Genomic DNA, 18,384 nt, shown 5'->3' on the forward strand with positions numbered 1-18,384 from the left:
ACGGGGCATGATCATGCAGGGCAAGCGGATACTTATTACCGGCGGCGCAGGCTTGATCGGGTCTCACATTGCAGATCTTGTCGCTGAACGGAAGCCATCCGAGATTATCATTTTTGATAATTTTGTGCGCGGCAGAATGGAAAATCTGGCGCAGGCACAAGCAAGCATGCCGCTGACTGTCATCGATGGTGATGTTCGGAATGCTGAACTGCTGGCCAAGACGATGGACGGCGTTAATCTGGTTTTCCATCAGGCCGCCATTCGCATTACCCAATGCGCCGAAGAGCCCCGGCTGGCCCATGATGTGCTGGCGACTGGAACTTTCAATGTGCTTGAGGCTGCGGTTTCGGCGGGTGTTGAAAAAGTAGTTGCCGCCTCGTCGGCATCGGTTCTGGGCGCGGCGGACGTGTTTCCGACGGACGAGAACCACCATCCATACAATAATCGGACGATCTATGGGGCTGCCAAAGCCTATAATGAGGGTCTGCTACGCAGCTTTAATGAAATGTATGGCCTGCGTTACGTCGCCTTGCGATATTTCAATGTCTATGGGCCACGCATGGACGTGTATGGAGCATATACAGAAGTGCTGATCCGCTGGATGGAGCGGATTTCGGCCGGTTTGCCGCCCATCATCATGGGTGATGGCAAGCAAACCATGGATTTCGTCAATGTCGCCGATATTGCCCGGGCCAATGTGTTGGCCGCAGGTGCGGACGTATCAGACGTTGTTTTCAATGTTGCCAGCGGCAAGGAAACAAGCCTTGCCGATCTAGCCGGGATGTTGCTGAAAATCATGGGCTCATCGCTGGAGCCGGTCCATGAACCGGCGCGCAAGGTCAATGCGGTGCCGCGCCGCCTCGCATCGACTGAAAATGCGGATCGACAGATCGGCTTTAAGGCGGAAATTTCAATGGAAGAAGGTCTGCGGGATCTGGTTTCCTGGTGGAAAGCGGAGCGGCAGACCGAACAGGATGACGTTGCATGAGCACGCCCACTCGCCAGATCCCGGTTGCCAAGCCTGTTCTTGGGGAGCCGGAAGCAGAAGCCGCTCGCCGGGCCATCCTTTCGGGCTGGGTGACACAGGGGCCTGAAGTGGCCCAATTCGAGCAGGAGTTTGCGGCCTTTGTTGGCGCGCGACATGCTTGCGCGGTGTCAAATTGCACGACGGCTTTGCATCTGGCGCTGATGGCGGTTGGCGTTGGTGCGGGTGATGAGGTTATCACAGTCAGCCACTCCTTTATCGCCACGCCGAACGCCATCCGCTATTGCGGGGCTACGCCGGTGTTTGTGGATATTGAAGCTGACGGTTTCAACATTGATCCGGGCAAAATCATCGCCGCGATATCGCCGCGCACGCGGGCAATTTTGTGCGTGCATCAGTTGGGCATGCCCTGCGACCTGCGGCAAATATTAAAGATTGCGCGCCAGTTTCAACTCAAGGTTGTCGAGGACGCGGCCTGCGCGACGGGTAGCGAAGTGCTTTGGAATGGCAAGTGGGAGCGCGTCGGACGGCCCCACGCAGATGTTGCCTGCTTTTCCTTCCATCCACGCAAGGTGGTCACAACCGGAGACGGCGGGATGCTGACTACGGCGATCGGTGAATATGATCGTCAGTTTCGCCTGTTGCGCCAACATTCAATGAATGTGCCCGACACGGTGCGGCATGGCTCCAAGCAGGTGATTTTTGAAGAATATGACTCGGTTGGCTTCAATTACCGCATGACCGATGTTCAGGCAGCGATCGGCCGGACGCAGCTGGGCCGGTTGCCTGAGATCGTGGCGGCACGACGTCGATTGGCCGCGCTCTATACCGAGTTACTGTCAAAGATAGACGGGATCCGCCCGCCGGTTGAACCGGAGTGGGCGCGGAGCAACTGGCAGAGTTATTGCGTTGGACTGCCGCGGCAGGCCGATCAGGTGTCCATCATGCAAGCCATGCTGGATCGTGGCGTTTCCACGCGTCGTGGGGTGATGAACGCGCATCTCGAACCGGCCTATCACGGGTCGGGCCTTTGCCGAACTGTGGGCTATCTCGATAATTCTGTAGCGGCACAGAACACAGCGATCATGCTGCCACTATTTGTGCAAATGAGTGAAGATGATGTTCGTTATGTTGTCACAGCGCTCGAAGAGGCCCTGACCGAGAGTTTGGTGCCTGCGCTTTAAGCGCGCTCCGGCACGAGCTTGGGCTGGTGGCGTAGCAGAAAATAGATCAGTGGCCGGAGTTGTGAAGGTATCCATTTTTGTGGGACCAGCCCGATCAATTGTGTCGCCGAGATCCAACAACCCAGCAGCGTGCCGGCTATGGCAATTGCCAGCCCCGGCCAGAACGGAGCCAGTTCGACAACGAGCAACACGCTGATAGTCAGGCCCAGAAACAGCGTGCCCAGGATGAGGTTGTCCCTCGTCCAGCGAAATCCCGACATGCGCCGCACCAGCACATAGATCAATATGGCGTGCCAGACATACAGTCCGACAAAAGCTATCCCTGCCCCGGCAAGGCCAAAAGTGCCGAGCAGAAGCCAGGCGAGACCCACATGGACCGTCGCGGCAGCAACTTCGGTCCAAAAGAACATTTTTTGAGCGCCTTTGGCCAAAACGATGAAGCCCATTGGCCAGGAAATGACCCGCAACAACATGCCGAGGCAAAACCAGCGAAGCAGCGGTACGGCATCGGCAAACTGGGCTGAATAGAAGACTGTGATTACCAGCGGGGCCAGCGCCAGGGTTCCCAGCAAGCCGGGACCGGCCAGAAGAATGCTGACGCGCGCCTGCTCGTTGACGCTGCGATTGCAGGCCACGTTGTCGGCGCTGATCGCCGACAGGCGCGGAAAGAAGTCTGTGCCCATGGCCTGAAGGATGAAGCCGATATAGATGCCACCCAGCGCCCAGGCGGCCTGATAATTGCCCGCTGCATCAACGCCGCTCTGCTGAACAACCAGAATGCGGATGACGAAGGCGGCGCCAACGGTCAAAAATCCGCTGGCCATGAAGGCAAAACCGAGTTTGAGAAGCGCGCTGGCCTCCCGGGAGAACTCGGGTCGCGTGAGTTTGACCTTTGGCAGGTGGATTTTTCGACAGTACCAGAGTGCGGCAATCCAGGACGTCAGGCCCAGGGCCAATAATGAGGGCACAATGCCCGCTTCGCCGAAGAAATACACCAGTGGGATGGCTGCGACCGTATTGAGGACTGCCCCCACAACTGTCATCCGGGCGAGGTCGCCTATTCGCCTGTTGCCCTGAATGATGGCAGTTGGCGCGCCCGACAGGATGCGCAATAGAACCGCCAAACCAAGCAATGCCACCGCTGAAGCGCGACCCGCAGTGCCAAAAGTCAGCGTTGAAATTGGCACGGCCAACAGCGCGACCAGTATCGCGCCCACAATCCCAAGCACGATCGACGAGAGTTTGAGCACGCGGGCGATCTTGGCGACCTTGACCAGATCGCCGCTCGAAGTCGCCACGGCGACCTGGCGCACACCGCTGGACTGGATGCCAAAGCTGGCTAGGTTGGCGCAAAGCTCGATGACAACATAATACAGGCCGAACAACCCGACACCGGCCGGCCCCAGCAGCACAGCCAAAACCTTGAGCCGCACCACCGACAGCGCCATGCTGATGACCGAGGACGCCCCGATCAACGAGGTCGATTTCAGGATATTGCCGTAAGCTGAGTCGGCCTTGTTCTTCTCAATTGTGTCGTCAGCCACCTTATTCCCCGGCCTTGCGCGTACCTCTGAAGTGTCGCAACGCCTGCGATGAACCGCAATTGCCAGAAAAATAGTGAATAAGAAGAATTGCTTAGATCAATCGGGTTAGGCTTTTGGAAAAAATTGGCGCTGAATAGCTCGTTATCGGGAAAAATTACCCAAATAGGCCAATTCTGTTGCGCATCAGCAACAAATTTGAGCTATCCGACCTCAAAATACGACAAATTCGAAAAATCATGACAGCGATATTACGCGAATCAATCACAGTTTTGCGATGAGCCTACAAATGCTTACACGAGCCAATCGGTTTCAACCCGACCGGACTTTGTCAGAAGCTAGGCATATTCGCCGCATTCTGGGCAATAGCCGTCGTCTAGTGGCCCGATTTCTCCACCAAACAATGCCGCGTGATAACCACAATGAGGATTATTAAATGGCTGGATGGCCGGATTCAACTAACACTGGCGTGCCTGACGGCGTAACGCTGCTGCCGTCAGGATCAATTATCGTGACCAAACCCGGGACGGTGATCTCGGGACTAGATATCAAGGGTAATGTCTATATCGATGCGGACAATGTCACGCTCGAAAACTGCAGGATAACTTCAACCAACTTTTCTGTCGTGCAGATCAAGGATGGCAATTCGGGCGTTGTTGTTCAGAATTGCGAGATCAATGGAGTGGGTTCGGGCAATGAGGGCAGCAACGGCATCACTGGCGTTGGCACCTTCCTGAACAACGACATCTACAATGTCGAAAATGGCATTGCAGTTGGTGGTGGTAGCGGCACGGTTATCGAAGGCAACTATATCCATGATCTGAAGGCATCCGGGTCGCCACACTACGATGGCATCCAGATCGACGGCGGGCAGTCGGATATCCTTATTCGCAACAACACAGTCATCAATGATCACGGCCAGACGGCTGCAGTGATGATCGACAACTGGTTCGGCCCAGTCTCCAATGTTGTGCTCGAAAACAACATTCTGGTTGGTGGCGGCTATACGATCTATTCGGATGGCCAGTTTAACGGCGGTTCGATTTCGGGCGTGCAGATCATCAACAATCACATCGGTGGCGGCTATTGGGGCGACCTCAATACCAACGGCAATACACCCGTTTATACGGGGAATGTCGACGACGGCGAGAGCATTGTTCAGACTCTGAACGGCAATGGCAACGACACCAGCGGTGGTCCTGAGCCGACACAGCCACCTGTTGAGCCAACGCAGCCACCTGTTGAGCCAACGCAACCGCCTGTTACCGAGCCAGTTCAGCCTCCGGTGACAGAACCTGTACAGCCTACGCAGCCTCCTGTGGACAACAGTTCCTCAGCGACGCAAGGTGACGATGTTATCTTTGGCGATGCTCTGAACAATGTTTTCAATGGTCTTGGCGGAAATGATATCATTGATGGTGGCGCTGGCGTGGACACGCTGACCGGCGGCGCAGGCGCCGACATTTTTGCCTTCAGTAAAATCGGCGACATCGGCATGCGGGCTGGGGCGCGCGACGTTATCACTGACTTTACCCAAGGGCAGGATAAGATTGACGTTTCCGCCCTCGATGCAAACGCCAAATTGTCAGGGCATCAGGGTTTCAGTTTCCTTGCAGATGATGATGCAATCTTCACCAAGACACCAGGTGAACTTGCATGGCATACCGAGGCGGATAAAGGCATCACTGTTGTTCAGGGTGATATTGACGGCGACGGATGGCATGATTTCGAATTTGAGATCAAGGGAACCACAAACCTCAAGGCCAGCGATTTCATTGGCGTGGAAGGTAGCGATAGTGGTTCTCAGTCTGGCGGTTCGTCAGGCGGCGATGGGACGGTTCAGCCTCCCGTTACCACACCGACAGTTCCTCCTGTCACTCCAACCACGCCTGAAACGGCTCCCGAAGGCAACTTTGAGTCAATCAGTGGCACATGGAGAAGTGATCGGCTGGATGGTGGCGCGGACAATGACCACATCGAAGGTCTGGGCGGCAATGACCGTCTAGACGGGCGTGCAGGCGATGACATCATTGATGGTGGCGCGGGCCGAGACATCATGACCGGTGGTTCAGGCAGTGACATATTCCAGTTCAAGTCACTGTCGGACATGGGTTCCACATCCCGCTCACGCGATGTCATTCGTGATTTTGAACATGGTCAGGACAAGATCGACCTTTCGGCGCTTGATGCAAACTCAACGGTATCAGGTAATCAGGAGTTCGCATTCCTTGCTCAGGACGATCAGTTGTTCAATCGCAAGGCAGGTGAGCTGGCATGGCACACCGAAGGCAGAAATACCATCATTCAGGGCGACATCAACGGAGACGGCATTCACGACTTTGAAATCCAGCTCCGCGGGCACATTGCTCTGGATGCGGGCGACTTCATTCTCTAAAGCCTGAAATCAAATCAGCGGCCGGGTACTAACCGGCCGCTGAACTTCACTACTCCGCCCGCCCGCCGGGCCTTTTTCAGTTCCTGAATTTTGCTCTTGTCGCCAACGATAGTGTCGACCGCCGCCGCCCGTATCGCAATAATATGGCGGGCTGGCCATGGTCTGTGGGCGAGAACGGAATCTGCATCGAAGCTGGTGACCTCAAAAAGCGTGAAACTGGGCGGATGGTAATAGAAGAAGCGGTAGCCCAGTTCAGCAATGTCTTGGTAGATTTTGAGGGACGGCAATCCCAATAGCACTATCAATATATCCACTTTGCCATCAGCGAAGCAGGGCATTGCACCTTTCAGAACTGCGGGTTCAAACCCTGCCACGTTGATCTTGAGTACATCGATGTGGCTCAGATTCAGCGACTCCAGAGTTTCATCGAGCCGGTCAACGGGCACCATCTCGGTGGGAGTATCATCGTCATCGGCCGCGACCAGATGGCTCATCCACGTCTTAGGTTCAGTTTCAAACCGCCCCATTTCCTGCCGGTCAGACAATGCGGCGTGGTGAACGGTCACCACGTTTGCGACCCCGTTGCGCACAATATTACGCTGGAACGTTTCGATATTGGCGCTGCTGGGTTCGAAAGCGTGGATGGTCGCGCGGGGCAACGACATGGCGGCAAACAGCGAAAACTGTCCGATAGCTGCCCCAACGTCAATTATCGTCCAATTGGGTCGACCCACCCTTTTCAGGAAATCGAATTCAGGGTCGATGTAATCCCCGAAAGCCATCAGGGTGGCGGGAAACTGGCCAGGATAATTGAACTCAAGTATAGGCCCTGACCGTAATTGCACTTCTGCGTGATCGGGCCTGCTTAACCATAGTTTAATACACCTCCCCCCCCGGATGGTCGCAAACGGGCCCGTGGCGCGCATGCCCCAGCCTATCTTGTCGGCCGAAACACGTAGCCGCCGAACGATGGTCGACAACTTTTTGATGTTATTTATCATCACTTTAGCTTCTGCCAGCTTTGAAGCGTGATGAACACCCCGGAGTTAGATCGGTGTCCGGCGTCTGTTCAGAGTAGGCGGTGGATCAAAGGGTGTAGACCTATAGGTCAACTTCCTAGCCCCTCAAGCCTGTGTCACGCTGAATGCAGTACATTGCATCAGTCAAAAGTAGTTGTATCTGCAGTGCGTCTTTGGGGAGACTAGTCATGAGTGAACAAAAAGTTTTTAACGCCGAAAATGGAATTTATGCCGTTTGGGACACAACGCCATCGCAAGATCCAGAAGGTCGCGACGGCATTCTTATGCTTGCCGATACCGGGGTAACGTTTCAAAGCTTACTTAAATCGGCCCAGCAGGGATTTCCTCATCTGGGAGTAACGCTCACCAACCAATTGCCGGACGACGATCCTGCTCTGTTTACGCCGCGTCTGATTCTTCTGGATGCATTGGCGTTCCGCAGTGTTTCCAGTTTGATCGGGCAATGCCGCGAGTATTATCCAAATACGCCCATTGCCCTGATGGTGGAAGGCGGGTGGAACGAAGATCCGGCCTTGCGCGCCGTTGTTGCCGAGCGTGCGGTTCAGGGCCTGCTGCCATTCAACCTGCAAATGAATGTCTGGCTTGCCGCGGTATGGCTGCTGTTGAACGGCGGGGAATATTTTCCAAGTACCGTGGGTCCAAAATCGGCTGCGCGCAGCTTTCTGACTCGGCGGCAGCAGCATTTGAATTCGGATCGTTCGGATTCAGAGTCGATGTTGTCGACGCGGGAAGCCGAAGTGCTGGAGTTTGTGTCCGATGGGCTGCAAAACAAGATTATTGCCGCCAAAATGGAGCTTTCAGAGCACACGGTGAAGGTGCATGTGCACAATATCATCCGCAAACTGAAGGTACATAATCGGACGCAGGCTGCGGCGGTATTCAGATCTTTTGACCGGCGCTCGGGACATGAAGTGTCGGTTGGCAGCCAACCGAGCATCGCACGATCAAGCTGACGGCAACGCCGTCAAGGCGATCTGATTTCGAACGGCAAAAACAGGCTGGCATTTGCACGAGGCAAATGTCGGCCTGAGTTTTTTGGTTCCGGCTAATCGTCGTCGAAATCCTCGGCGATAAGATTGTGACTGTCCCATTGGCTCTCTGGAACTGGATCACCGACGGTAAAGCTGAAATCAGTGACGCTTTGCAGATCTGGCGCGGCGGTGCAGATCAGCTTGATGTGGTACCACTTGAGTTTGGAGCGGAACGCCCCGTCGGACGCCGTCAGGGTTAAATCCTGTAGCCGAGTTTCATCGAAGGCGGCAGCGACCAGAGAGTCCGCTTGATATTGCGGGTCCCACAGGGGGATCTGCTCGAGCGCCTCGATATTGCAAAGCTGGATGACGCGTTCCTCGGCCCCCAAGAGGGGCAAAGTATCGCGAATTTCGCGGTTGGCCGGATCGGCGAGTATGGCGCCGGAAAAATAAGTGGTGGCTTGCACCATATTTTCGCCAGGTGCTGGTTCTGCGGGAGGCACGACTGGCTCGACGGGATCGACAGCTTTGGGTGGGATTTCAATCGGGCCGGCAGGTGTGGCGACCGGAGTAGGCTGGGGCGCAAAACTTGCCTGATATTGGGCAGGCGAAACGATATCAACGGTAATCGAGCGTGTATTGGGCCGATCAAGCGGGCGTGCAGGAATCGAGAGCCAAAGCGCCAGAACCAGCAAATGCAGCGCGCCCGAGGCGAGTAGCGTGACGGCTAGGGCCGTCCCACTCTTCATGCCCGCGCCGGGTTGGCCAGACGGGAACATCAGGTCCATCGAGCGCCCCGGCGACAATGCGCAAACCGCGCCAGGCATTGCCGCCGTGACCAGCGACTTTATGCGAAAACGATTGAACCATGCCCCTGCAATCATCAGCTTAATTTCCAGCGCTTCGCGGCGCGGCATGAATTACATTGAGACCAGCATGCGGTCGATTTTTGGCGACAGTTGGCCATCTCTTCATCGCATGACCACGGGTTGTATGGGGCAGGACTGTGCCGCGCAATATTGGATGATTGGTCATGGGGGACGATTCTGGCAAGGATAGGCTTGAAAGCGCACAGAATTGCGACTCTCCCCCTTTACATGGGGAACGGACTAGTCAATGAATAGGTATTAGATTGGTATGGTATTCGGCTTAGATTGGTTCGAGGTGCAGAAATTTGGCAAGGCTAGTCCTACGTGGGGTCAAGAAGCGGTTCAAGACCACAGAAGTGCTCCACGGCATCGATCTGGAAATAGGCGACCGTGAGTTTGTGGTTTTCGTTGGCCCTTCGGGCTGCGGGAAGTCGACGTTGCTACGGCTGATTGCCGGGCTCGACCCGATTTCAGACGGTGAGTTCTATCTCAACGAAAAGCGCATGAACGATGTGGCCCCGTCCCAGCGAGGGATTGCCATGGTGTTCCAGTCCTATGCGCTCTATCCGCATATGGATGTTTACGAAAACATGGCGTTTGGTGCGCGCCTGATGGGGCTAACCAAGCCCGAAGTTGAAGACCGGATTTCCGAAGCGTCGCGGATGCTGCGGCTGGAAGAATTGCTCAAGCGCAAGCCGCGTGAATTGTCGGGCGGGCAGCGGCAACGCGTGGCTATCGGGCGGGCGCTGGTGCGCAAACCCGAAGTTTTTCTGCTCGATGAGCCGCTTTCCAATCTGGACGCGGCGTTGCGCTCCGAGGTGCGACTTGAGATTGCGCGCCTACATCGCAGCATTGGCGGCACGATGGTTTATGTAACCCATGATCAGGTTGAGGCGATGACGCTGGCTGACCGGATCGTCGTGATGAATCTGGGGCGCATCGAACAGGTCGGCTCGCCACGCGAACTTTATGAAACGCCCGCCAACACCTTTGTTGCGACTTTCATCGGTTCCCCGAAGATGGCGCTGATTGATGTAATCCGGCAGGGTGATCGCGTCGGTATCAAGGATGGTGGTAGCATTGGCCTGTCCAAAATGCCCGATGTTGGCAACCAGCTCAAAATCGGGTTGCGGCCAGACGCCCTGACCATCAGTCGGGACATGGCGACGGACGGGTTTTTGGCCACGGTGGTCTATACCGAATATCTGGGCGACAATGCCTATGTCTATGCCCGTCTGGTAGATGGCACGCTGGTCGGCATCCGCACGCCGCCCAACCAGCTTTACGAGCCAGACGAAGCGGTGCGGGTGTCTGTTATCGAGCCGGCTGCGCATTTCTTTTCCGCCGAAGATGGTCGGCGACTGAGCGTTTGATGACGCTCACCAAATTAATCCATCGCCAATAACGAACAATCAGGAGAGGAACTTGAAAATGAAGACCAATATCATCCGTCTTGGCGCCCTGCTCGGCGCCGCGCTGGTCGCGATGCCTGCGCTGGCCCAGGATCTGACATTCTGGAGCTGGCGTCAGGAAGACCGGGCCCAGTACGAAAAATTCATCGGTGCCTTTGAAGCCGAAAATCCTGGCATTACGGTCAAGTTTGAGACCTTTGAAGCGGCCAATTACAACACCATTCTGTCGACAGCGCTGGCGGGTGGCACTGGGCCCGACCTGATGATGGTGCGCGCTTATGGTGGGTTGGAAAATGTCGCGTCGGCTGGATATCTCATGCCCGTCAGTGCCGAAAATGTGCCAGCACTGGCCGATTTCGCGCCAGCTGCGCTAGAAGCTGAGACCATGCGTTCGGACGGCAAGATCTACGCTGTGCCCTTTGCCAGCCAGACCATGCTGGTGATTTACAACAAGAAGATGTTTGCCGATCTTGGTCTGGAAGAACCCCAGACATGGGACGAGTTCCTTGCCCTCAGCCAGAAAGTCAAGGACAGCGGCGCGATGCCATTTGCCAATGGTACGGCAACGGCATGGCAGAACGAAACCATCGTTTCGGCCCTGACCTCGTCGATCATGGGCAAGGAATTCTACAATGATCTGGTGGCGGGCAAGGCAGACTTTACCGACGCGCGCTATATCGAAGCCCTGACCAAGCTCAAAGAAATCAGCGCCTTTTTCCCTGATGGGTTTATCGGCCTTGACTATGCCTCTTCCCAACAATTGTTCAGCTCGGGTCTGGCGGCAATGTTTGCGGGCGGTTCGTTTGAATTGGCGACCTTCAAGACACTCAATCCTGACCTTGATCTAGGTGTGTTTGCAGCGCCCGGCATGTCGGCTGACGACGAGAAGCTGGTTGGCCTGTTCTTTGATGGTGGTTATGCGGCCAACGCCAATGGCGAAAACAAGGAAGCGGCGGTCAAGTTCCTCAATTATGTGGCCAGCAAGGAGTTCGGCCAGGCATTTGCGGATTCGCTCAACAATATCTCGACGGTTCCCGGCGTGACGTTCTCGAACCCGCTGTTGCAGGAAGTCTCCGATCTCAACAAATCGGCGATCCCCTACATGATGCTGGTACATTTCCGTTATGACGAGCCATCGGGGTCGGTGTTGCTGCAGGGCGAAGTGCAAAAGCTCATGGCCGATCAGACGACGCCTGAGGCCATTGGCTCGGCACTGACCGACGGTTTGGCCGCTTGGTACAAACCTTTCCAGAAGTAAGTCGAACTGGCTGGCCGGACTACTATTTGGGTCCGGCCAGCGCCTATCTACTGATCAATGAGAGTTTGACATGCCTCGATTGCGCCTGACCGGACGCGGAATGTGGATCACGGCGTTGATCGTGCCACCGCTCGCCTTTGTGGCGCTCTTCATTATCTATCCGATCATTTCAGCATTTGCTTATGCGTTCTATGATTGGCAGGGGCTGCTGCGCGGCGACTTCGTCTGGTTCGATAATTTCCATAAGGTCCTGTTCGAAGAACCTTATGCCAGTTGGACACGCAACGCGTTCGGTCACAATATCATTGTTTTTTTTGCGCTGATGGTGCTGCAAAATGGGGTTGGCTTCTTGCTGGCCTATGCCTTGTGGCGAGAGTTGCCCGGCGCGCGCTTTCATCGGATTGCCGTGTTTTTGCCGGTAGTGCTCTCGACCATCATCGTGGGTTATCTTTGGAAACTGTTCCTGCATCCACTGTTTGGCGTGGTCAATCAAAGCGCCCGCGCAATTGGATTGCCATGGTTGGCGCAGCCGTGGCTGGGGCAGGATTCCACCGCCATCTGGGCATTGATATTTGCCAATGCCTGGCACATGGTTGGCTTTCCAACCCTGGTATTTCTGGCCGGTATGCAGCGTATTCCCACCGAAATTCTCGATGCGGTTCGCATGGAGACGCAAAGCGAATGGGTCAAAATCCGCAAAATCGTCTGGCCGCTGGTGGCACCGAGTGCGACTGTGGTTTTCGTTCTGCTGTTCGTTGGAGCGTTCAACTGGTTTGAACTGCCCTACATCATGGCAGGTCTGGACGGGTCACCCTATGGTTCGACTGATGTTCTGGGGCTTTATTTCTACCGTACCGCTTTTGGCAATGTTTCCTCGGGGCAGCAGAACTTTGGGCTGGGCAGCGCGTTGGCCGTGCTGATCTTTGTATTCATCGCGGCCGTGGCGAGCGTCATCACTGTGCGATTGCGGGCGCGGGAGATTCAGATATGAGCGCGACCGCAACGACCTATTATGATCGCAAGGGGATCATTGGCACGTTGGGCCGCGATGGCCTGTTGCAGATCATTCTGGTTGCCAACACCTTCATCATGCTGGCACCCATTGTTATCATGGTGTTTTCCGCCTTCAAGACCAACATGGAGATTTTCCAGTCGCCCTTTGCGCTGCCCGATTTCGGCAACGTCGGGAACTTTGTGAAAATCTGGACGCAGACCAATTTTATCCGCTACCTGCTCAACTCGTTTCTGGTAACGGGCAGTTCGATGGTGCTGATCCTGACGCTGGGCACCATGGCAGCCTATGCCATTGCGCGTTATCAGTTTTTCGGTGCAAGCTTCATTCTGATGTTCTTCATCGCCGGGCTGACCCTGCCCCTCAAACTGGCAATCATTCCGCTGTTCATGCTGATGCGGGACATTGGCATTCTCAACAATCAGCTTTCGTTGATATTCGTCTATACAGCGATGGGCCTGCCGACGACCGTCTTCATCATGACCGGTTTTATCCGAACGCTGCCCAACGAGCTTGAAGATGCGGCCCGGATGGATGGCGCGAGCGAAGCGCGAGATCATGTGGTCGGTGATGTTGCCACTGGTGCGTCCCGCCATGGTTATCGCGGGCATTCAGAATGTGGTACCGATCTGGAACGACTTTTTCTTTCCGCTGGTGTTTATTCAGAACGACAGTCTCAAAACCCTGCCGCAGGGCCTGACGACTTTCATGGGCGAATATAATACGGATTGGGGCGTATTGTTCTCGGGGCTAACACTGTCGGCGGCGCCGATTATCCTGATCTACATCGTCCTGTCGCGGCAATTTATCAGTGGGATGACCTCGGGAGCGATCAAGTGAGTTTAGAACTAAAGCGCGGCGGCCTGATCGTCTCTTGTCAGGCACAGGCCGACAATCCCCTGCACGGCCCGATATTCATGGGAGCCATGGCTCTTGCTGCGCGCGATGGTGGCGCCGTCGGGATTCGCGCCAACGGACCAGAGGACGTTCGCGCCTGCAGGGTGGCCGGATTGCCGACAATTGGCATCAGCAAGATCAAGAGCGACGGTTTTCCGGTCTATATAACGCCCAACCGCGCGGCCGCACAGGATCTGGCAAAGGCAGGCGCTGACATTATCGCGCTCGATTGCACACCTCGTCCCAGAAACGGCGATGATCCGGAAAGTATTGTGCGCTTCATTCGCGATGAGTTGGGCCTGGAGGTTTTTGCCGACATCTCGACGCTGGATGAGGGGCTGGCCGCCGAGCAGATGGGGGCGACCTATGTTTCGACCACCCTATCGGGCTACACCAGCTACACAGAGCCCAAGCCCGAGGGGCCTGACCTCAAGTTGATCGAGGCGTTGGCTTCACGTATTTCGACGCCTATAGTGGCGGAAGGGCGCTTCAATACGCCGCAATTGGCGCGCAATGCGCTGGATGCCGGAGCCCATGCAGTCGTCGTCGGCACCATGATCACCAGCCCGCGCGAAATTACCCGCGCCTTTGCGCGTTCACTCGCGAAATGAGCACTGGCTATCTCGGCATTGATATTGGCGGCACGGCATCTCGCTGGGCGGTTGTTGACGAGGCCGGCCTGCTGGTTGGACGCGGCTCAGCGATGGGAGCGACAGCCCATGTATTCAACCCGGCGGAACGGGCGCGCCTTGAGGCCACGTTGCACGACATTGACCACCAATCCGCTGGTTTTTTGCCGCTCCGGGGAGCCTATATTGGCATAACCGGTTATGGTGACGGGCTTTGGCGCGATGTTGCTCCTCTCGCTGCTGAAATACTGAAACTCCCGACTGATCGGCTTCAGATTACCGACGATATGGATCTTGCCTACCATGCAGCATTTGCGCCGGGCGCAGGCCATCTCATATCGGCCGGGACAGGTTCAATCGGCCTGCATATCGCTGCCGACAATTCAGTTATTCGGGTCGGCGGGCGCGGCCTGCTTATCGACGATGGCGGTTCGGGGACATGGATTGCGCTCGAGGCACTCAACCTGATCTATCGGCGCATCGACGAGACCGGCACGCCCGACGATGCCGCCGTTCTGGCTGAAGAAATTTATGCCGCGATGGGCGGGACTGATTGGGACACGGCACGGGCCTATATCTATGGTGGTGATCGCGGCAAGATCGGGATATTGGCATCGTCGGTCGCCAAGGCCGCGTCGCGTGGTGACGCGGTAGCCCATTCGATATTGCAGCAAGCCGGGGCTGAACTGGCCCGCCTTGGGCAGGCCCTTGCAAAACGGGCAGGAAAACTTCCAATCGGTTATGTTGGGGGCATTGTCAGTTTGCACCCTGCCCTCAAAAAATCATTGATCGATACACTTCTAGATTACGACGTGGTCTTCCCGCAAATTGATGCCGCGTTGACGGCGGCGGAGCTGGCCGCAAAGAAACAGGAAACATGATGAGCAGTACAGAATCCGCCTCGCCCCGCTTTGCCAGCATCGAAGACTGGAACAGCGCGGATCTGGTCGACGGCATTGTGGAAGGGCAGTTTGCTGCAATCAGCGCGGTTCGCACGGCGGGGCCAGCGCTGGCGCGGGCGATTGATCTGGCAGCGGAGCGGTTGGCGCGTGGCGGGCGATTGATCTATATGGGCGCAGGGACATCGGGCCGTATCGCGGCGCAGGACGCCGCTGAATTGCCGCCTACATTCAACTGGCCATATGAGCGGGCAATCACGCTGATGGCGGGTGGCAACGACGCCTTTTTTCTGGCGGCGGAAGGGGCAGAGGACAGCGAAGCGCTGGCCGCCGAAGCGCTCGACGAGGTTGGCGTCGGCGCTGATGATGTCGTCATTGCCCTTGCTGCCAGCGGGCGCACGCCCTACGCCATCGCCGGACTGGTTCACGCGCGGGCTGCGGGTGCCTTGACGATCGGGATATTCAATAATCGCGGCGGCAAGCTGGGCGAGGTAAGCGACATCCCGGTTCTGCTTGAGACCGGAGCGGAATTTCTGGCTGGCTCGACACGGATGAAAGCGGGGACCGCACAGAAGGCGGCGCTTAATAGCCTCTCGACCGGGGTCATGATCAAGCTTGGCTATGTGTATCGCGGCCTGATGGTGGAAATGCTCCCCACCAATATCAAGCTGGTGGATCGCGCCGCCAAGATGATCGTGGAATTGACCGGTGCTCAGTACGATAGTGCGCGCGACGCATTGCAGATTGCCGATGGCAGCATCAAGCTCGCGACTGTTATGATCACCAAGACATTGTCCCGCGCCGAGGCTGAAGCCCATTTGGCAGCCGCCAGGGGCAATTTGCGCCAAGCACTGCGCTAGCATGGCGGTGCGGCTCGAAACTGTTGAATATCCCGACCCGGTGGCGCGTGCCACCATTGGGACCGGCCTGGGGCAATTCAATGAGGCCGACGTTGGGCCAGCTGACAGGCGCGGGTTGGCGGTGTTTGTCCGGGACGAGCATGATGCAGTGGTTGGCGGGTTGAGCGGCTTTACGGCCTGGGGCTGGCTTTATGTGCAGTGGCTATGGCTCGATGAGCTCTGGCGCGGGAAAAGACTGGCTGCGAAAATGCTGGCCATGGCCGAGGCTGAAGCGCAAAAGCGCGGTTGCCACGGTGCCCATATTGATACGTTCAATCCGCTGGCGCTCAAAGCCTATCAGCGGGCCGGCTATGTCATTTTTGGGCAGTTGGACGATTTTCCCAAGGGTCGCACGCGATATTTTCTGCAAAGGCGCCTGGACTCGTGAATTCGACAATCAAAGGAATTTTGTTGGGCATCGGGGGCGTCATGACGCTCAGCGCCATGGACAGCATTGCCAAATCGCTGGGAGCCAGCCTCAATATATTCCTGGTGGTGTTCGTGCGCTATCTTGGCGCCGCAATCTGGCTGGCGTTCTATCTTGTCCTGACCAAACGGGCCTGGCCACAGCGCAAGAATTATTCGCGCCATATGTTGCGCGGCGCGCTCATGGCGATGACTGCCTGTTTTTTCTTTTATGGCGTCACGCACCTGCCGTTGGCTATTGCCGCAGCGCTTGCTATGAGTGCGCCGCTCTATATTTCGCTGTTCGGGATCGTCCTCTTGAAGGAGAAATTCTCGCCGGTGCTGGCAATTGCAATTGTCCTGGGCGTCGTTGGGTCGCTGGTGGTCGTGCTGGGTGGCACTGCTGTTACAGTGACCGGTTCTGCGGACATTCTGGCCTGGGGAGCCGCGATATTGGCGCCGATCAGTTACGCCAGCGCTATCGTATTGCTCAAGCATCATTCCGGGGACGAAGGCGCGGCCTCGATGACGCTGGCTCAATCGCTGGTCGCCGCTATCATCGTCATGCCGTTGGCCGTCGTCAATTTCAGCCTGCCCGCAGGCATTGCCTGGGTGCAGGTCTGCTTTATCGGGCTATTGGGGGCGATTGGCTTTTTGCTGTTGATTGCGGGACTTCGGCGCATTCCCGCTTCGGTTTTCTCGATTGTTGATTACACCGGCCTGCTGTGGGCTGGGATCTTTGGCTATTTGTTTTTTGCCGAGATCCCACCCCCGCAACTGTGGTTTGGTGGGGCCTTGATCATATTGGCCTGCGCTATCAGCACCCATAGCCATCGGGCGCCGCGCGTCAAACCGGCCAAGGCCTAACTGGCAATCTTGCCGCCAGTCATTGGGCTTTTGGCCCCGGTAGTGGTGGGGAAGCTGATCGGCAGATTGCGCATTGTGCGGACGGCGAGGAATGCAAAGCATTCAGCTTCAATGGCATCGCCGCGCCAACCGACGGTTTCAGCGGACACGGCTTCGACACCGGCCCGTCTGCCCAGCATATCCATGATGACGGGGTTGCGTCGACCACCGCCGCAAACGATCAGTTTCTTGGGGCGGGCGGGCAATAAATCGAGCCCTTTACCGACGGCCGACGCGGTAAAGGCGGTTAAGAGAGCCGCGCCATCTTCGACGGCGCATCCCTCGGCCATGTCGGCTGTAAAATCGAAACGGTCGAGTGATTTTGGATAGGCGGCGTTCAAATAGGGGTGATTCAGAAGTTTTGACAGGCGCGTTTCATCGACGGTTCCGGCCAGTGCCAGCGCGCCGTCACGGTCCATTTCACCGCGTCCATGGGCCATGACAAAATCATTGATCGGCGCATTGGCCGGCCCTGTGTCAAAAGCGACGATCTGGTCTTGCCCGTCCCACCAGGTGATGTTGGCGACGCCACCCAGATTGAGAACGGCGTAGGAGCCGTCAGCGCCAAGCCCGCGCATCAGCGCCGCGTGATAGATCGCGGACAACGGGGCGCCCTGCCCGCCTGCTGCAACGTCGGCGCTGCGAAAATCATAGGCAACCCTGGTTCCCAGCCGCTCGGCCATCAGGTCGCCGTCGCCCAACTGGCGAGTTGCCCCAATCCGACCCGGTTGCGGAGCGCGATGCAAAACGCTTTGCCCATGAAAGCCGACGATGCCGATGTCGGTCATGCTCATGCCCTGACGGGCGACAAACCCGGCCACCGCATCGGATTGGGCAATTGTCAGCGCTCGTTCGGCTTTTGCAAAAATTTCGGGCTCGGGACCTTCGAAGTTCCATTCGCGCGCCGCGTCCAGCGTTGCGACCAGCAAAGTGCGTACTTCGTTGGCGTAAGGCGCGAGCGTATAGGTTCCGAACTCGGCAACCGTTTCGCCATCCGTCTTGAGCAGTGCAATGTCAATATTGCCGTCCAGCACCGTGCCGGTCATCAGACCGATTGCCCATATGGGTTCCATGAAAGCGTC

18 protein-coding genes are annotated in these 18,384 nt (G+C 56.6%); 14 read left to right on the plus strand and 4 right to left on the minus strand.

The genetic code is table 11. The annotated features are described in order from the left end of the window. The first annotated feature begins 13 nt into the window (after positions 1 to 13). Both PSQ90_RS01900 and PSQ90_RS01905 read left to right on the plus strand, forming a co-directional pair. Positions 14 to 988: an NAD-dependent epimerase/dehydratase family protein gene (locus PSQ90_RS01900; RefSeq protein WP_282211754.1), complete on the plus strand. Its 975-nt coding sequence runs from the start codon at positions 14 to 16 to the stop codon at positions 986 to 988. Further along, positions 985 to 2,169 (plus strand): DegT/DnrJ/EryC1/StrS family aminotransferase, encoded by a 1,185-nt coding sequence (locus PSQ90_RS01905; protein WP_282211755.1) that lies wholly within the window; start codon positions 985 to 987, stop codon positions 2,167 to 2,169. Before PSQ90_RS01900 ends, PSQ90_RS01905 begins: the two co-directional genes overlap by 4 nt. Here PSQ90_RS01905 and PSQ90_RS01910 read toward each other — a convergent pair. After that, positions 2,166 to 3,713: an O-antigen translocase gene (locus tag PSQ90_RS01910; RefSeq protein ID WP_282211756.1), complete on the minus strand. Its 1,548-nt coding sequence runs from the start codon at positions 3,711 to 3,713 to the stop codon at positions 2,166 to 2,168. The two genes, PSQ90_RS01905 and PSQ90_RS01910, sit on opposite strands and share 4 nt — an antisense overlap. A 433-nt stretch (positions 3,714 to 4,146) precedes the next feature. Between PSQ90_RS01910 and PSQ90_RS01915 the strand changes: the two genes are divergently transcribed. Continuing rightward, positions 4,147 to 6,105 carry a M10 family metallopeptidase C-terminal domain-containing protein gene (locus PSQ90_RS01915; RefSeq protein WP_282211757.1) on the plus strand — a complete coding sequence of 653 codons (1,959 nt, stop codon included), beginning with the start codon at positions 4,147 to 4,149 and terminating at the stop codon, positions 6,103 to 6,105. 14 nt (positions 6,106 to 6,119) lie between these two features. Here PSQ90_RS01915 and PSQ90_RS01920 read toward each other — a convergent pair whose 3' ends face one another. Continuing rightward, the gene (locus tag PSQ90_RS01920) at positions 6,120 to 7,085 is read right to left on the minus strand and encodes an FkbM family methyltransferase (protein ID WP_282211758.1); all 966 of its coding nucleotides are present in this window, start codon (positions 7,083 to 7,085) and stop codon (positions 6,120 to 6,122) included. 164 nt (positions 7,086 to 7,249) lie between these two features. Here PSQ90_RS01920 and PSQ90_RS01925 point away from each other — a divergent pair, with 164 nt between their 5' ends. Then, positions 7,250 to 8,098 carry a response regulator transcription factor gene (locus tag PSQ90_RS01925; RefSeq protein ID WP_282211759.1) on the plus strand — a complete coding sequence of 283 codons (849 nt, stop codon included), beginning with the start codon at positions 7,250 to 7,252 and terminating at the stop codon, positions 8,096 to 8,098. 92 nt (positions 8,099 to 8,190) lie between these two features. Here PSQ90_RS01925 and PSQ90_RS01930 read toward each other — a convergent pair whose 3' ends face one another. Further along, complete coding sequence (locus PSQ90_RS01930; RefSeq protein ID WP_282211760.1) at positions 8,191 to 9,033, minus strand: DUF930 domain-containing protein; 843 nt, start codon at positions 9,031 to 9,033, stop codon at positions 8,191 to 8,193. Positions 9,034 to 9,290: 257 nt separating this feature from the next. Here PSQ90_RS01930 and PSQ90_RS01935 point away from each other — a divergent pair, with 257 nt between their 5' ends. The 10 genes from PSQ90_RS01935 (at position 9,291) to PSQ90_RS01980 (ending at position 17,263) form a co-directional block, all read left to right on the plus strand. Continuing rightward, the gene (locus tag PSQ90_RS01935) at positions 9,291 to 10,358 is read left to right on the plus strand and encodes an ABC transporter ATP-binding protein (RefSeq protein ID WP_282211761.1); all 1,068 of its coding nucleotides are present in this window, start codon (positions 9,291 to 9,293) and stop codon (positions 10,356 to 10,358) included. A 58-nt stretch (positions 10,359 to 10,416) separates the two neighbouring features. Further along, on the plus strand, positions 10,417 to 11,655 hold the full coding sequence (locus tag PSQ90_RS01940) for an extracellular solute-binding protein (RefSeq protein ID WP_282212967.1): 1,239 nt from the start codon (positions 10,417 to 10,419) through the stop codon (positions 11,653 to 11,655). A gap of 70 nt (positions 11,656 to 11,725) precedes the next feature. Then, the gene (locus PSQ90_RS01945) at positions 11,726 to 12,646 is read left to right on the plus strand and encodes a carbohydrate ABC transporter permease (RefSeq protein ID WP_282211762.1); all 921 of its coding nucleotides are present in this window, start codon (positions 11,726 to 11,728) and stop codon (positions 12,644 to 12,646) included. Next, entirely contained in the window at positions 12,643 to 13,389 is a 747-nt protein-coding gene (locus PSQ90_RS01950; protein ID WP_282211763.1) for a carbohydrate ABC transporter permease, read from the plus strand. Before PSQ90_RS01945 ends, PSQ90_RS01950 begins: the two co-directional genes overlap by 4 nt. Beyond that, entirely contained in the window at positions 13,376 to 13,507 is a 132-nt protein-coding gene (locus PSQ90_RS01955) for a hypothetical protein (RefSeq protein ID WP_282211764.1), read from the plus strand. Before PSQ90_RS01950 ends, PSQ90_RS01955 begins: the two co-directional genes overlap by 14 nt. Further along, entirely contained in the window at positions 13,504 to 14,175 is a 672-nt protein-coding gene (locus PSQ90_RS01960; protein ID WP_282211765.1) for an N-acetylmannosamine-6-phosphate 2-epimerase, read from the plus strand. The genes PSQ90_RS01955 and PSQ90_RS01960 overlap by 4 nt, the downstream gene beginning before the upstream one ends. After that, entirely contained in the window at positions 14,172 to 15,074 is a 903-nt protein-coding gene (locus tag PSQ90_RS01965) for an N-acetylglucosamine kinase (RefSeq protein WP_282211766.1), read from the plus strand. Before PSQ90_RS01960 ends, PSQ90_RS01965 begins: the two co-directional genes overlap by 4 nt. After that, positions 15,071 to 15,952 carry an N-acetylmuramic acid 6-phosphate etherase gene (locus tag PSQ90_RS01970; protein ID WP_282211767.1) on the plus strand — a complete coding sequence of 294 codons (882 nt, stop codon included), beginning with the start codon at positions 15,071 to 15,073 and terminating at the stop codon, positions 15,950 to 15,952. Before PSQ90_RS01965 ends, PSQ90_RS01970 begins: the two co-directional genes overlap by 4 nt. Position 15,953: 1 nt before the next feature. Then, the gene (locus PSQ90_RS01975; protein WP_282211768.1) at positions 15,954 to 16,379 is read left to right on the plus strand and encodes a GNAT family N-acetyltransferase; all 426 of its coding nucleotides are present in this window, start codon (positions 15,954 to 15,956) and stop codon (positions 16,377 to 16,379) included. After that, complete coding sequence (locus tag PSQ90_RS01980; protein ID WP_282211769.1) at positions 16,376 to 17,263, plus strand: DMT family transporter; 888 nt, start codon at positions 16,376 to 16,378, stop codon at positions 17,261 to 17,263. Before PSQ90_RS01975 ends, PSQ90_RS01980 begins: the two co-directional genes overlap by 4 nt. Here the strand turns inward: PSQ90_RS01980 and PSQ90_RS01985 are convergent. After that, the gene (locus PSQ90_RS01985) at positions 17,260 to 18,375 is read right to left on the minus strand and encodes an anhydro-N-acetylmuramic acid kinase (RefSeq protein WP_282211770.1); all 1,116 of its coding nucleotides are present in this window, start codon (positions 18,373 to 18,375) and stop codon (positions 17,260 to 17,262) included. The two genes, PSQ90_RS01980 and PSQ90_RS01985, sit on opposite strands and share 4 nt — an antisense overlap. Positions 18,376 to 18,384: the final 9 nt, after the last annotated feature.

It is taken from the genome of Devosia rhodophyticola (assembly GCF_028816475.1).
In the GTDB taxonomy this organism is placed as follows: Bacteria; Pseudomonadota; Alphaproteobacteria; order Rhizobiales; family Devosiaceae; genus Devosia; species Devosia rhodophyticola.